Origin of the sequence: Antarctobacter sp., from assembly GCF_965277915.1 — a bacterium.
Taxonomy (GTDB): Bacteria; Pseudomonadota; Alphaproteobacteria; order Rhodobacterales; family Rhodobacteraceae; genus Antarctobacter.
On the sequence record NZ_OZ255849.1, the window covers coordinates 2938413 to 2951430 of the forward strand.

At 65.7% G+C, this 13018-nt stretch carries 13 protein-coding genes; all 13 read right to left on the reverse strand.

Going from position 1 to position 13018, the window contains the following annotated elements; all coding sequences use genetic code 11:
* Positions 1–111 precede the first annotated feature (111 nt).
* Positions 112–1014 (reverse strand): hypothetical protein, encoded by a 903-nt coding sequence (locus tag ACQY5B_RS15075; protein ID WP_420324640.1) that lies wholly within the window; start codon positions 1012–1014, stop codon positions 112–114.
* Between the two features lie 10 nt (positions 1015–1024).
* Positions 1025–3151 carry an SGNH/GDSL hydrolase family protein gene (locus ACQY5B_RS15080; RefSeq protein WP_420324639.1) on the reverse strand — a complete coding sequence of 709 codons (2127 nt, stop codon included), beginning with the start codon at positions 3149–3151 and terminating at the stop codon, positions 1025–1027.
* Positions 3152–3159: 8 nt separating this feature from the next.
* Positions 3160–6864, reverse strand: coding sequence for a TipJ family phage tail tip protein (gpJ, locus tag ACQY5B_RS15085; RefSeq protein WP_420324638.1), 3705 nt, complete (start codon positions 6862–6864; stop codon positions 3160–3162).
* On the reverse strand, positions 6861–7382 hold the full coding sequence (locus ACQY5B_RS15090; protein WP_420324637.1) for a hypothetical protein: 522 nt from the start codon (positions 7380–7382) through the stop codon (positions 6861–6863). The genes gpJ and ACQY5B_RS15090 overlap by 4 nt, the downstream gene beginning before the upstream one ends.
* Entirely contained in the window at positions 7379–7804 is a 426-nt protein-coding gene (locus ACQY5B_RS15095) for a hypothetical protein (protein ID WP_420324636.1), read from the reverse strand. Before ACQY5B_RS15095 ends, ACQY5B_RS15090 begins: the two co-directional genes overlap by 4 nt.
* Positions 7801–9918 carry a GumC domain-containing protein gene (locus tag ACQY5B_RS15100; protein ID WP_420324635.1) on the reverse strand — a complete coding sequence of 706 codons (2118 nt, stop codon included), beginning with the start codon at positions 9916–9918 and terminating at the stop codon, positions 7801–7803. The genes ACQY5B_RS15095 and ACQY5B_RS15100 overlap by 4 nt, the downstream gene beginning before the upstream one ends.
* A 12-nt stretch (positions 9919–9930) precedes the next feature.
* Positions 9931–10176: a DUF1799 domain-containing protein gene (locus ACQY5B_RS15105; RefSeq protein ID WP_420324634.1), complete on the reverse strand. Its 246-nt coding sequence runs from the start codon at positions 10174–10176 to the stop codon at positions 9931–9933.
* A gap of 104 nt (positions 10177–10280) precedes the next feature.
* Positions 10281–10592: a hypothetical protein gene (locus ACQY5B_RS15110; protein WP_305970449.1), complete on the reverse strand. Its 312-nt coding sequence runs from the start codon at positions 10590–10592 to the stop codon at positions 10281–10283.
* Between the two features lie 12 nt (positions 10593–10604).
* On the reverse strand, positions 10605–11537 hold the full coding sequence (locus ACQY5B_RS15115) for a phage tail tube protein (RefSeq protein ID WP_420324633.1): 933 nt from the start codon (positions 11535–11537) through the stop codon (positions 10605–10607).
* Positions 11538–11540: 3 nt separating this feature from the next.
* The gene (locus tag ACQY5B_RS15120) at positions 11541–11675 is read right to left on the reverse strand and encodes a hypothetical protein (RefSeq protein ID WP_305970447.1); all 135 of its coding nucleotides are present in this window, start codon (positions 11673–11675) and stop codon (positions 11541–11543) included.
* Positions 11672–12106, reverse strand: coding sequence for a phage tail terminator protein (locus ACQY5B_RS15125; RefSeq protein WP_069208285.1), 435 nt, complete (start codon positions 12104–12106; stop codon positions 11672–11674). The genes ACQY5B_RS15120 and ACQY5B_RS15125 overlap by 4 nt, the downstream gene beginning before the upstream one ends.
* Complete coding sequence (locus tag ACQY5B_RS15130; protein WP_420324632.1) at positions 12106–12534, reverse strand: gp436 family protein; 429 nt, start codon at positions 12532–12534, stop codon at positions 12106–12108. The genes ACQY5B_RS15125 and ACQY5B_RS15130 overlap by 1 nt, the downstream gene beginning before the upstream one ends.
* 99 nt (positions 12535–12633) lie before the next feature.
* A complete protein-coding gene (locus ACQY5B_RS15135; protein ID WP_420324631.1) occupies positions 12634–13017 on the reverse strand; it encodes a hypothetical protein in 384 nt (127 codons plus the stop codon).
* Between the last annotated feature and the right edge of the window lies 1 nt (position 13018).

Sequence of the window (13018 nt, forward strand, 5' to 3'; positions counted from 1 at the left end):
CCTGCCCTTCACGCCTCCTCAGAACTGCGCCGCGAGCTCGGTCACACCGGCGGGCGCAGCGCCCACTGCGACCCGCACCTGGTCGAGGAGTGTCTGGTCAGGCACCAGCGATCACACGAAGATCGTGTCGCCGGAGGCCGTCTTGCGCGCCTGCACGCGGGACCAATCGGCGTCCATCATTTCCACCGGGTCCGCGGTGACACTGGCCATGTCGATGAGTCCGCCGCGATACACCCGGAAATTCGTTGCCGCCCTGTTCTCGGTGCTGAGAGAGACGTTCGGCCGCGCCGAATTGCCCCACACCGGACCGACGCCCGAGGGGTCCGCCGTATTGTCCGAACCGACCGCCGCCACGCCGGACACCTCGCCATCTGCCGATTTGCAGCGGGCGCCACTCCCGTCTGCCGTGCGCCAGAAAGCGAGCTGGCACATCTTCCCGAAGTGATCCGCGGTCGGGATGAGGTCCAGCTCGTCGATGCTCCCGATAGCCGTCTGGCGCGCGAAGCGCAGGAGATTTGTGCTGTACGGGGTGATCCCGGTGACGATGAGCCCCTGATCCTCGGTGATATAGCTGCCCGTCCCCTCCGCTGTATCAAAGAAGGGCGAATAGCCGTTCGACGGCTTCCATTCCCCGGCCGTCGGCAGCTTGTAGTAACCGAACCAGAGAAAATGCTGATCCCCGGCAAAGATCGAATCCCAGGCGTCGGCCGGCGCGCGCACGCCGAAAGGCGAATGCGTCAGATCGGTGAAGTCGAAGCCGCCGCTCACGAAGGTGGCGGCCGGGGCCTCGAAAACCGTGTTCATGGTATAGTCGCCGTCTGCCCGCTCGGCCAAGTCCTTGATCGTGTCGCCGCCGGTCGGATCGTCCTGGCCGCGATAGCACCAGGAAAAATCAACATCGAAAACGAAGCGCGCCGCGCCGGCCGGCAGGCCCGCGAGGATCGGATCGCGCAGGATGGCGCCGGTGCCGGTGGCGCCGGGGACGGTCAGGGTTTTCGCGGAATAATCCGTCATTCATTCAACCTCAGATATAGGGGGCCAGGACGCGCAGGATCGCGTCGGTGATCGCCATGCCGCCGGCCGGGCGGCTCGGGTGGGTGCCGCTGCTATCAAGCAAGCCAAGGGCGGAACCGTTCTTGTAATCGGCCACATCATCGCCAAAGGCCGCTTGCAGGTCGATAAACGTCCAGCCGTTATCAACCGCCTTCTTGCGGGCGGCGGCGGTGTAATCCGCCATCGGCACGGCGGGGGCGCTGGCCCGGTCGAGCTCGGCCTGGGTGATCCAGATCAGATCGGCGGTCGAGGAGACCGCCCGCAGGGCCGCCATGATCGCCTCGGCATTGGCCGCAACCGTTGCCGCGGGCACGCCCCCGGACTGGTCGTTACCGGCCAGGATGCCCGCGAAAGCCTCGATGCCCATGTCGGTGATCGTGGTTGCGGCCCACTCGGCAGGATCCACGTCCACCGCCCAATGGCTCGAGTTCGAACCCGGCGCAGAGAGGGCGTGCAGCCGCACCCCGTCGCCTGTCGATTTCAAATCGACACCGGAGAGATCGACAGTGCCGGACACAACGTCGAAAACCAGTGAGCCGGACGACGTGCCCGGCACGTTGGAAAGCGCGACCTTGGCCGGCCCGCCGGCGGTCAGGTTGAGGCTCGCCTCCCAGGTGCTGCCACCATCCCAGGAGTAACGCACGACACCGGCATTCAAGCCGGGGTAATAGAGATCAGCCCCGTCATGCGTGGCCCCCGACCAGGAGAAACTCACCTGATCGCCGGCGGTCGAGGAGGTTACATGCCCGATTGAGGGCGTGCCGTTGGCCGATGGCCCTGCGTTGACACCCGTCCATGATCCGGAGAGGGCCGGGTATGGCACCAGATCGAACCGCGCGCAGCCCAGGATCGCGGCCCCTCCGCCGCCGGATTTGACTCCGCCGGGCTGGTTGCTGCCCGGCACCCAGGGCGGGGCATCAGGCACGCCGAAAAACTGGAACCCCACGAAGCCCAGGCCCGCGATGCCGCAGGCATCGTGCAGCGCCTTGGCAAGGGCGCCCCGGAAATACTCCCCGCCGGTCCAGCTATCCCCGAACAGGGCCAAGACAAGCTGCGCGCTTTGGCCTTGCTGGATCAGGCGCAGCTTTCGGCGGCAGTTTTTGGCCTGGTGCGCGTTGAGCACCGGCCCGAGCGGGTCACCGTAGTCCGTCAGGCCGCGATCCAGCCTCTCGGTGAGGCTCGCCGCATCACCCCGCGCCGCGTTGATTTCCGCTTGCGCAGTCGCCGCATCCGCCACGCCCGCCCCAACCTCGGAAAGGTCGGCAATGACGTTACCGCTTTCATCCACCAGGTAAGGGCCGCCCTCCGCCAGCGTCTCGAAGGTCTCGAACTCCAGGGCACCCGATGCGTCCAGCTCCTGCTGCACAAATTCGGTCGTCGCGACCTGGGTCGTGTCCGTGCCTGTCGTCGCCGTGGGCGCGGTGGGTGTCCCGGTGAGCGCCGGCGAGGCCAGCGGCGCCTTCAGGTCGATCTGGTCCTGAAGCCCAGTAAAATCGCCGCTGTCCACAAAGATAATGTCGTCGGAATCCAGCGTCGTGACCTCGGTGTAGGTCACGTAGACTCGCCCACCGTTCGCCATGCCACCGGATACGCGCACCGCGGTGCCTTGCACCTCGCCTGCCGCGTCCATGTCTGTCGCGCGCGACCAGGCGCCCGCCGCGGTGACGTAGATCCCGTTCTCGCTGGCATCTGCCTGGTCCTTGACCAGGATGCGGTCGGTGGACGTCAGCACTCCGTCGATGGTCTGTTCGCCGCTCAGCGAGATGTTCGCCGTCGTAGCACAGGCGACCGGCCCGCCGGAGGTATATGCCGCGCCATCGACACCCGACGCTTCCAGCGCCTCAACCCGCGTATCCAAACCGTCCGTTACGGTCGTGTCAGCTTTGCCAGTTTCCAAGTCGTCAACCCGACCGGCCAAGGTGGAGACGTCAGATGCAGACGCCGTCAACGCCAGTGCATCCGCCACGGCGCCGGAGGCCACGAGTGCGGTCGCCAATGCGGTCGAAGACAGCGGTCCCGTTGATCCGTTGTGAAGGGCAAAGACATAGTCGAGCCCTGCCAGGGCGTCCTTGTCCGAGATGCGAATTCCTGTGCTCATGTGATGCCTCAGACGATTGTAACTGTGAATTCCGACGACACGGCCGAGCCGATGCCGTCGCTGTTCAGGGCCGCAAAGCGGTACTCGAAGTTGCCCTGCGGGGCGCAACCCGCGGTTTCCCGCAGCATCTGGACGGCCTCGATCGTGCCGTCGAACCCGCCGTAGCAGCTGATCCGCAGGTTGTTGTTGCCACTCAGGGCCGTCAGCTTGATCAGCGTCACACCGTTCTCGGTAATGAGATCACTGACCACCGCAGTGCCGCCGGTCAGGCGCACGTCGAAGCTGCTGGCAGTTCGCCCGGAGACGGTGACCGCGATGCGGTAGGTCTCGCCTGCGACAAAGGCGAATGCCTGGTCCAGCGTGTCCGCCGTGCCCGGCGTGTGGGTGGAGGGTAGCGTTGCACTGTTCCAGCCTCCGCTTTGCGTCCAGGTCGCCCCGACCAGGTCCGTGCGGGTGGTGTCGCCATCGATGTAGGAGACGGGCTGACCGGAGGACACAGGCTGGCCAAGAAAGTCCACCTCCGTTTCCGTCTCTGGTGCACCGAGCGCATCCGCGACGGGATCGAAGGTCTCACCTTCCTCGGTGCGGAAGATCTGCACACTGGCTGTGTTCCCATCCCCGACCACGACCGAGATATCGACAACACCCAGGCCCGCCGTCACCGTGACGCTCTCCAGGTCGATCGGGGCGGCCAGGGCCGCTGTATCGGACCCGACCGTGAAAGTTATTACCGATGTGTCGGTACCGACGTCCCCTTCGAAGTCGATAGCCCTCGCGCGCAGTTCGACCACATCGTCGTGATCGTAGCTGAGGCTCGCGAAGGTGAAGACATCGACCGTAGTCCAGGAACCGGCGCCCTGTAGCCGGTGGTCCAGTTCGTAATAGCCTACATAGGCGACTTCGTCGGCGGCCTGGGCCAATTTGACAAGGAGCGTCCGTGCCGAGCTTCCGTACTCGCCTGCAGCGGCCGTGGTCTGCACGCCTGCGAACACCGGCGCCAGCGGGTCGACGCCCGTGTCTACGATCTGCCCCACGATGGGAGACCAGGTCGTTGGCACATAGGCATCGGTCAGTTCATCGATTTCGGGGGCAGCATTGGTCAGGGTGACCGTCGCCCAGAAATCCTCACCCGGCTCGATGTCCAGAACCAACGCTCGCTCGGACACGTCCGATGCAGGTCCAAAAAGGACGATCGCGCCAGCTTCCGGAACATCGGCGCCGGTGACATGCAATGTCCGCGTCTCACCCGGCACGGTCTGCACCGCGCTCAGCACAGAGTGCCCGACCGGGTCCGTCTCGTCGAAGTCCAGGAAGCGGATCGCGTAATTCCGCCCCTCCTCCATCGTCACCACCTCGTCGAGGATGATGAGCGCGTCCTGGACCGAAAGCACCCGGGCCGATGCCTGGGCGCTGTCCAGGACGGGATGGGTCAGCCAAACCCAGTCGCCGCGCGTTTCCACACGCACCGCACCGTCGCGTTCGACGGTCCAGCGGTCGCGCCGGTACTCGACCACCAGCATGTCGCGATAGATTTCGCGGGCAATTTCCGTGGCATTGGTCTTACCCGGTTTCGACCACTCCTCGACCAGGTCGAAAGGCGCGCTCTTGCCCGGCCAGGGCACCACGATCTCTCCGTCGAGATAGTCGTTCTCTTCGTCCTTGAAACGCACGCGGATGGCATCCGGCGTGCGCAGGAAAGAACGCTGACCCTGGAAGTTCCGGCTGTTGCGTGGCGCGATATGGGTCCTCTCGCGCGCAGGCTGGCGGTCCAAAATCACCGACCACTTGGCGCCATCGTGCCAAGGGCTGGCCCTTCCGGCGGCGGCGATGGCCGTCAGGCGGTCCAACAGGCTTTCCCAACGCCGTTGGTCGCGGTCGTAGTGCAGTTCCTTGGCAACGCAGAATTCATGCCATTCGGCCAGCGCGTCCCAGTCGATCTCCCCGTCCGGAACCGGCTCGGGGTTGTCCGGTCCCTGCAGCGCCATGAGGTAGGCCGAGGCGGGGTTACGGGTCAGCGCCTGGTTCCAAGTCTCGCCATCCCACTCCGGGGCGTACCGCGCTACCAGAGCGTTTACATTGTCGAGTGTTCCAGACAGTTGATGCGTAGCTCGGATCTTGAGCGAAATGAGCGCCAGCGGCGCATTCATCCGGTCCAGGTTGATCGGGTACTCCGGCCGGAAGGACTGCACGGCTGCGAGAAACACCGTGCGCGACCGCTTGGCGTCCGCGTCGCTGGCACTGAGCCGTGTGACCTCGATCTCCCAGGTGCCGCGCGACGGCAGCCCCCAGGAGTACTGCCGGAAAAACCCGCCACCCTTGGCTTCACGGTATTCGAGCGTGTCGACATCCAACCATGTGACGGTGCCCTTTTCGCGATGGCGAATGCGGATCGTGACGCTCTGCGCCTTGCGATCGCCATCGTCATTGACCCGGTAGAGACCGCCCGGGAAGTTGAAGATCACGCTGGCCCGGATCGCATTGCCGGCCGTGGTACGCACGACAGGTTGCTCCTGGCGGCTGCCGCTCTTGTCGTCATTGCCCTGCGCGTCTTTCGGCCAAGTGTAGACCAATTCGACGCGCTCCGGTTCTTCGAGCACCTGGACGGGGGTGATCGAAACCGGATCGTCCGTCTCTACCCCTTCGCGCACTTGCCAGGTGACAGCGTCGAAGGCATCGATCGGCGTATCGCCGATGCGGAGATCCGAAATGTCCAGCCGCCCGTAACCAAACAGGAACAGCGCGCGGACGTATTGGTCGTCACCGACAATCTCCTGGTAGGGCTGCATGGCAAAGACCGGTGCGACGCGCACCCGGCCCATCGGCATCGGGACTGGCTCGCCGGGGATCGCCTGGTTGCGCCATCCCGAAATGGCATAGTCCGCTTCCGGGTTGCCTGGACCGTCTGGGATTTCCGGCAAAGGGATCAGCGAAGTCAGGGCAGCGGCACCAAGAGCAGTGACCGCCAGTGCGCCGCCGTAGGCCAGGACGTTGATAGCCAACGTCCCGAGCCCAGTGTTTGCAGACAGCCAGAGCGCCGCATTGATTGCGATGCCGAAAGGATCACCCGGCACCAGACGCAGGGCAACGTCAGTCCCCGCATGCGGCGTGACGCGGGACCACCAGGCCCGCGGCACGGGATGCCAATCGCACCCGCTCGCCATCGTCACGCGCACCCGGCTCAACACGCTTTCAGGAGCGCCGGGGAACACTTGGTCGACGATCTGTGCGATCGTCAGCGTCGGTGCCAGCTCGAAGCTCTGGCGCATCTGGTCGGGCAGCATCCCGCGTGCAGCGATCACCCGCACCGGCGCAGGCCCTGCGTAGCGGTAGGCTCCCACCAAGCGCTTGCGCCACATGGCTTCCCGGATCGGAACGATGCAGCTCTCACTGTGCCCGTGTATATGCAGCATATCCCGGTCATCGACGGCGACGGCCACATGGGTGGCATGCGGGCCGATGCGGAAGAGCAGCACATCGAAGGCGGCGATTTCGTCCACCTCGCGCCAGGGCCCCTTGTCCCGCTCACCGGTGATCAGCGCGCCAAGTTCGGCGCGCTCCGCGAGATCCGGACAGACCTCGGTATAGCTCGGAAGCTCGATCCCCAGTTCGCCGGCATAGACCAGGCGCACCAGCCCCCAACAATCGGCGCCATCGCGCGTGCGCCCATGATCCTGCTGAGGAATGCCAAGGTATTTGACCGCCCAGCAACTCACCGGAACAGCCCCGGAAAGCGATCCTTGGTCATCAGGTCGCGGGGCACGCCCCGCTCCTCGATGGCCCGGCGGGCGGAGGTGATTACGAGCTGCTCACCATAGGAAAAGTCCGGAACTTCAAGACCCCGGTACTCGATCTCGACCGAATCCGGGGACGCGGCATAGACCACGGCCAGGTGCGCCGTCGCCGGGGTGATGGTCGAGCGCAACTTCTTGACCAGAGTATCATCGAAGAGGTCGAGAATGACGCGTGCCGCGGCCGGCGCATCCTCCTGGTCGCCGGGCATCTGGTAGCTGGCGAATGCGAACTCGTAAGGCTCGGTCTCAGGGTCGGCACCGTTCCAGGTCGACCGCGTGCCGTAGAGCAGCGGATCAACCGACAAACGGGTCGCGTCAGACGAGATCCGGATTGGCGCTTCCAGGTCCGCATGTTCGAACTGCATCAGCAGAACTTCGACCTGGTCGGAGTGGAGGGCCTCGTCGTGGCGGCGGGCTGTGATGGAAACAGAACGGCTCATGGCAGGTCGTAGACGGCAAAGGAATAGTCAACGGAGGTCCCGCGAACGGGGCCTTTAAGAGGGGGTTCATCACCCCAGAGGCAGAGCATCACGCGCTCGCCCAGGATCGGCGTGTCGTCCTCGAAGAGCAGCGGAGTGCCGTCTGTATCCAGCAACGGCAATCCGTCGCGACGCGGGTCCGGCATCCAGAATGGCAACGTCCCGGTGGCCAGGTCGGCCCGGTAGAACCGGTCGAGGATGCCCTGCTGTTCCGGATCGAGCAACAGGGTCAGCTGCACCAGAGCGGGCACCGCGGAATAGCGCGGGGCATAGCGTGGCACACCGTGTTCGGCGGCGCGGCGGCGGCGGTTGTCCTGCGGCGTCTCGGCGTAGGCACTGCGGAGCGGCCGGGGCAGTTCGGAGGGCCATGTCGGAACCGTCATGTGCGCACCATCGGATCGCGCAGCCCCTTGCGGCGCAGGCTGCGGCGGGCCTTGCCTCCGGGCAGGTTCATAGCCTCATCGACCATGTCGGAAGCGACGAAGGCGGGCTGACGTCCGTCACCACGCTCCTGGCGTTCTATCTTCAAGCCCCGCTCCGTCTGGTCGATCAGCTCGAATTGCACCTCGACCGGTGCCGGGCTGTAGCTGCCACCACCATGCGCGCCGCCCTCCGCGAAACCCGGGATCGGCGCGCCGGCGTTGATTGCCTCCAGCAACGGGCGGTGCTTCTGCGTAGCCTTCGCGTTGACGGTGAACTCGCCGGCGGAAGTCATGATCGGGATCCTGTCGGACTTCGGTCCGCCCAGCCCGTAGTGCATTCCAGCCGCTTCGTGGCTGCCGCCTTCGGCAAAGCCGAACAGCCCGCCGATCCATCCCAGCAGCCCACCGCCGCCGCCGCCCGAGATCCCGAAGAGCGTATTGACCAGCCCCATCAGCGGGCCTTCACCCAGCAGTAGCGCCTGCCAGGCAGCGTCTTCCAGCGCCCGGCCGAACCGCTGCCAGGCCGAAGCCGCATCGTCACCGCCACGCACCAGGTCAGGGATCAAATCCGACATGCTGGTGCGGAAGAACTCTGAGGTTTCTGCAGCCTGGGCCTTGGCCAGTTCTTCCGCCTGGATCTTGGTGATCAGGCCAGCCACAGCCCGGATCTCGCCCTCCGTCGCACCGGTCAGATCCTCGCGCAGCCGGATCATCTCCTGCTGGATCGGATCGCTCTCCCGCAGCAGGTCCAGTTCCTCTTGTTTAGCCGCGATCAGGTCGCGGACGGCGTTGCGTTCGGTTTTGGCGGAGCGCCCGCCCCCGCTGGATCGCCTTGGCTCCCGGGGCGGGCCGCCCGGTGGCGTCCAGTCGCCATACTCCAGGTCCAGCAAGGTGATCCCGGTGCCGGTCGTCATCCCCTTGGGGAGGTTCTCGTTGAAGCGTCGGGCTGCATCAGCAGCGGCGGCACCGGCCATGTTCCGGGCCATCGTGTCCGCAAGTGACGCGCGTGCCAGGTTGTCAGCCAGGCGAGCGGCCTCATCGGCAGCGGCTCCGACACCCGACGACAGGTCTAGAGAGGCAAAATCCAGACCCGATTTCACGACATCCAGCAGGTTCTGGTAGAGTGAGATCGTCTCCTTGTCGGCGCCCTTCAGACCATCCGTGGCATCGTAAAGATGCTGAGCGAGCTTCTGCGCGGCGGCGGCCTGTTCCTCGGGACCTTTTGCGGCATCGACCTCTGACAACAGTTTGGCGAACTCAGTGGCCGCTTCAGCCGAGATGTTGAACTTTTCAGCGAGCTGGTCGATGGCCCGGCCAACATCGCGCAAGTCGCGGATCTCCTTGCGAAGCTCCTTTGTGCGCCGGATTGCGGCCACCATCTGCTTGTCGGAGAACTCGCCGACCCCCGCGTTCAACCTGTCCAGTTCGGCCTGCGCATCGCGCAAGGCCTTTGCCTGGTCAGCCACCTGCCGAGGGCTGAGACCGAGGGCGCTGCCCAGGCTGAAGGCGTCAGCCAGCCCGCCCATCGCCGCGCCGAAAGCTTGCTGCGCACTGATCCTGGCCAATTCGCGCTGGATCTCGAAGAAAGCCTGCGCCTCATCGGTCAGAGCACCGTATTCGTCGCGCAGATCGGTGAGACCAAGGGCGCCATCACGGGATGCGTTCTGGAACTTCTTGACCGCAGCCTCCAGCGCGTCCAGCTGGTCAGTGAGATCCTCTGCCTCTTCCCCCACATCGAACAGACCTTGCGACAGTCCGAAGAGGATCGGGACAAGTGCGCCAACAGCAATGCCAACGGTGCCGAAGCCAAGCGCAAGGTCAGGAGCCTGGACCGCGAGGGCTTGCAGGTAATTCCCCGTCACCGCGCCCTGCTGGGCGACTTGGCTGAACTGCATGGACATCTGGCGCAAACCACCGCCGGCAAAGGCCGAGGTCGCCTGGTTCGCGCGCGGGGCCTTGCGGCCGACTTCCTCGATCTCGTCGCCGAGATGGCCCGCCGCCTGCGCGGTTTTGCCGATTTCCGCCTGCGCCTGTTTGCCATCGGCCGTGAGGCGCGCATGCATGTTCAGCGTCATGTCACCCCCCATTCAATCCCGGTTCAAGGCCTCTTTGGCGCCCTGCTCGATCTGCCGGATGTCCGCCCAGAGGTCGGGCGTCACATCGATCCCGGCCAGGCGTAGCCCGGCCTCCGCGGCGGTGTAGTCCAGACCCAGCCAGCGGGTCGCGGCACCGAAGCGCGGCTCGATCCGCCACTGGCCGCTGACCACGGCAAAGGCCTCCAGCGCGGCGACATGCTCGGGCCAGAGCGCCTCCTGTGCATCCTTTGTCCGCAAGAGTTCGGGCGGGATGCCCCAGAACGCCGCGTCCTGGTCGATCTGTCGGGCCGGGCCGGACTGGTCCGAGAAATGCCCCTCGATCAGCGCGCGCCCGGCCCATTTCAGTTTCCCCGGCGGGCCTCGATCCGACCTTCGTTGTAGGCACGCAGGAGCGCGATCCGCAGGTCGGCAAAGCCGATCACCCGTTCCAGCAGTTCGGGTGAATACAGGATCGGTTTCTTGTCCTCGCCCTCGATGTCATCGAGGCGCCGCACGATTTTGCGCATGACGGCCTTCTCGCCCTCGACGCCCTCCGCGCTGACCTCGCCCATCTCGTCGTCGGGCAGAATGACGAACTCGGCGCGAAAGTCCTGTCCATCGGCGGTCTGGACGGTGCGGGTGAACACACGCTCTTCAGCGATGCGAAATGCCATTGGGGGTCTCCGTCAGGTCAGGGTGAGGGTCCATTGGTCGTTGCCCAAACCGGGCAACGGGACCAGGTTGAGCGGCCATTCCATGATGCCCTGAGCCTCGGTCGGGTTGCCGGGGCGCTGCATCTGGCAGGTCGGCGCCGAGAGCGCCGCGATGCGGCCGGCGCCGGTGCCGTGGGTCAGGGCCACCGCGACGGAAGTCTGGTCGCGGGCCAGCGCCCAGGGATCGAGCGTCGCAACGGCCACCGCCTCGACCTGGCATTCGATCATGTCGGACCGGTCGACGATCACGATCTCCTCGGCGCCGACCAGGAACCGCCCCTCCACCTGGTTGCCCAGTCCCAGCTTGAAGCTGCGCATCACCATTTCCTCGCTGTCGATGGTGAAGAGCGGCGTGGCGGTGTTCGACGCGACGCGGGGCTTCTGCCAGGCGCTGTAGTCGGGCGTGGGCAGCGTGCCGGCGGCGGGCTTGGTCCAGAGGCCGGTGAAGTTGAACTCCAGCACCGGGATGCCACTGGCGTTGATGGTGATGTCGCAGTTTCCGCGCGCCCCGGTCAGGGTGAACAGATGCCCATCGATGTGCAGGTAGAATGTGGCACTCTCGAAACTGTCCGAGACGGGGTTGTAGACCACCGAGGTGCCGGGGGTCACCGTCTCGGCACAGCCGCAGGCGCGGATGAGCGGTCCCCAGGCGGGGACAGTCCCCGCGGTGCCCGAAGGCTCCAGTTCGACCTTGAAGCTCATCACGGCATGCAGATCATAGGGGATCGTGGCATTGGCGCCGAGGTAAGGCGTGTCATGGCCCCGGTCGGCATCGGCGCCCTGCATCGGCTGGATACTGATCTCGGAGGCGAGGATGGCATTGGCCGCGCCCGTGGGGGCCGCATCGGTGCCGTAGGTGGTCTCGATCTTGGCCAGAATGACCTTTTTGCGGAAGTACATCGGCATGGATCAGGCCTCCTTCTTTGCAGGCTCTGCCGGTTCGGGCTTGGGACGTGGCGCGGGTTTCGGAGGCTTGACGGTCTGCTTCAGCGCGCCCTTCTCGGTGCGGGTGAAGCTGCCTCCGGACTGCGGGAGCCTGGTCATGTGGTGATCCTCAGCTGGTCGTTGATGCGGAACTCGGTGACAAAGGCCATCAGTCCACGTTGCGAGGGTGCCGGGCGCTCGGCAGAGAGTTCGAAAACGCCGACCTCGCCCCCCGGCGCCCAGCCGCAGATTGCGCTCTGAATGTCGGCCAGGAAGTCATCGAGGCGGCCCAGGGCGCGCTGGCCGCGCGCGTCGGTCGACTGCACAAAGGTGGCGATGGAGACGCCGCGCCGCACCGGCTGGATGAAGAGACCGGCGCCCATCGTCTGGGCGGGCACGCCCGTGGTCGTGCCGGGCAGGACATAGGCGTTCACGCCGCCGCTCGGAACACGGCCGTCCTTCAGGATGGCGGTGAACTCGGCGGCGAGACCGACCCGGCCGTCCAGCTCTGGAACCTGCGCCTCAAGGCGTGCCTTGACCTCGGACAGCATCAGATGAAGCCCTTGAGGTTCTCGGCCGTGAACGGCCGCTCGCGATCGTTGACGCGTACGCCGCCTGCCCCGGTCTCCGCGGGGGTCACGCCGTCGGCGTCCAGGATCACGTTGCCCTTGGCGATCTCCTGCAGCGTCTTGATGGCCTGTTGATAGTCGCGGACGATCTTCTCGTTCGGCTCGTAGACATGCAGCGTGTAGATCGCGATCTCACGGCTGATCTTGGGGATCGGGTCGGGCGTCACAGCGAAGGGCAGCGTGTAGCGGCCCTTGACGTAGCCGTCGATCAGCGCGTCCGCCTCGGAGATCGCGCGGGTTACGGTGTCGGTGTCGATGGTTCCCGTGGCCAGCTCGCCCCGGTCGGTCAGGTCGATCAGCAGCTGGGTGCCGTAGCGCTCTTCGAGATCTGGCTGGGTGCAGTAGGGCATGTGAAGGACCGTTCAACAGGGGTGGAAAGCCCCGGCGGCGCGGGGGCGCAACCGCCGGGAAAGTGGCCCGCCGCGCCCCCTCCGGCACGGCGCGCGGTGTCAGTCTTGAGGCAGACCGGACAGGGTAAGTTTCGGATCATCGGCCAGCATGGCGATCTCGTCATCGCTCAGCTCGGCAAGGGGGATCTTCACCGGCTCGGGGGTAAAGTGTCGATTGATGCGCCTGCGGCCCTTCTTGGGGCCGACGACGGTCAGCACGCCTTCGGGCGGCTGCTCCGGGTCGGAGGATTTGATGGGGGCGGCGCCTTCGCCCGCCCCCTGCACCGGCCCGGAGCCGTCGAAGGCCCCTCCCGGCGTGGTATCCTTCGCCTCCAGCGCCGCCTCTGCCTCGGCGATCTTCTCGGCCACCGTTTCGTCCTTCCAGCGCGAGTTGGTGTTGATCCCGAGTTCGTCGGCGCGCGCGTCAAGCTCCTCGCGGGTCATG

Coding starts and splice junctions, on each gene's coding strand:
- ACQY5B_RS15115 (WP_420324633.1), bottom strand. CDS start 11,537: ATGCCGATGTACTTCCGCAAAAAGGTCATTCTGGCCAAGATCGAGACC.
- ACQY5B_RS15100 (WP_420324635.1), bottom strand. CDS start 9,918: ATGACGCTGAACATGCATGCGCGCCTCACGGCCGATGGCAAACAGGCG.
- ACQY5B_RS15110 (WP_305970449.1), bottom strand. CDS start 10,592: ATGGCATTTCGCATCGCTGAAGAGCGTGTGTTCACCCGCACCGTCCAG.
- ACQY5B_RS15120 (WP_305970447.1), bottom strand. CDS start 11,675: ATGACCAGGCTCCCGCAGTCCGGAGGCAGCTTCACCCGCACCGAGAAG.
- ACQY5B_RS15080 (WP_420324639.1), bottom strand. CDS start 3,151: ATGAGCACAGGAATTCGCATCTCGGACAAGGACGCCCTGGCAGGGCTC.
- ACQY5B_RS15125 (WP_069208285.1), bottom strand. CDS start 12,106: ATGCTGTCCGAGGTCAAGGCACGCCTTGAGGCGCAGGTTCCAGAGCTG.
- ACQY5B_RS15090 (WP_420324637.1), bottom strand. CDS start 7,382: ATGAGCCGTTCTGTTTCCATCACAGCCCGCCGCCACGACGAGGCCCTC.
- ACQY5B_RS15130 (WP_420324632.1), bottom strand. CDS start 12,534: ATGCCCTACTGCACCCAGCCAGATCTCGAAGAGCGCTACGGCACCCAG.
- ACQY5B_RS15075 (WP_420324640.1), bottom strand. CDS start 1,014: ATGACGGATTATTCCGCGAAAACCCTGACCGTCCCCGGCGCCACCGGC.
- ACQY5B_RS15095 (WP_420324636.1), bottom strand. CDS start 7,804: ATGACGGTTCCGACATGGCCCTCCGAACTGCCCCGGCCGCTCCGCAGT.
- ACQY5B_RS15135 (WP_420324631.1), bottom strand. CDS start 13,017: ATGACCCGCGAGGAGCTTGACGCGCGCGCCGACGAACTCGGGATCAAC.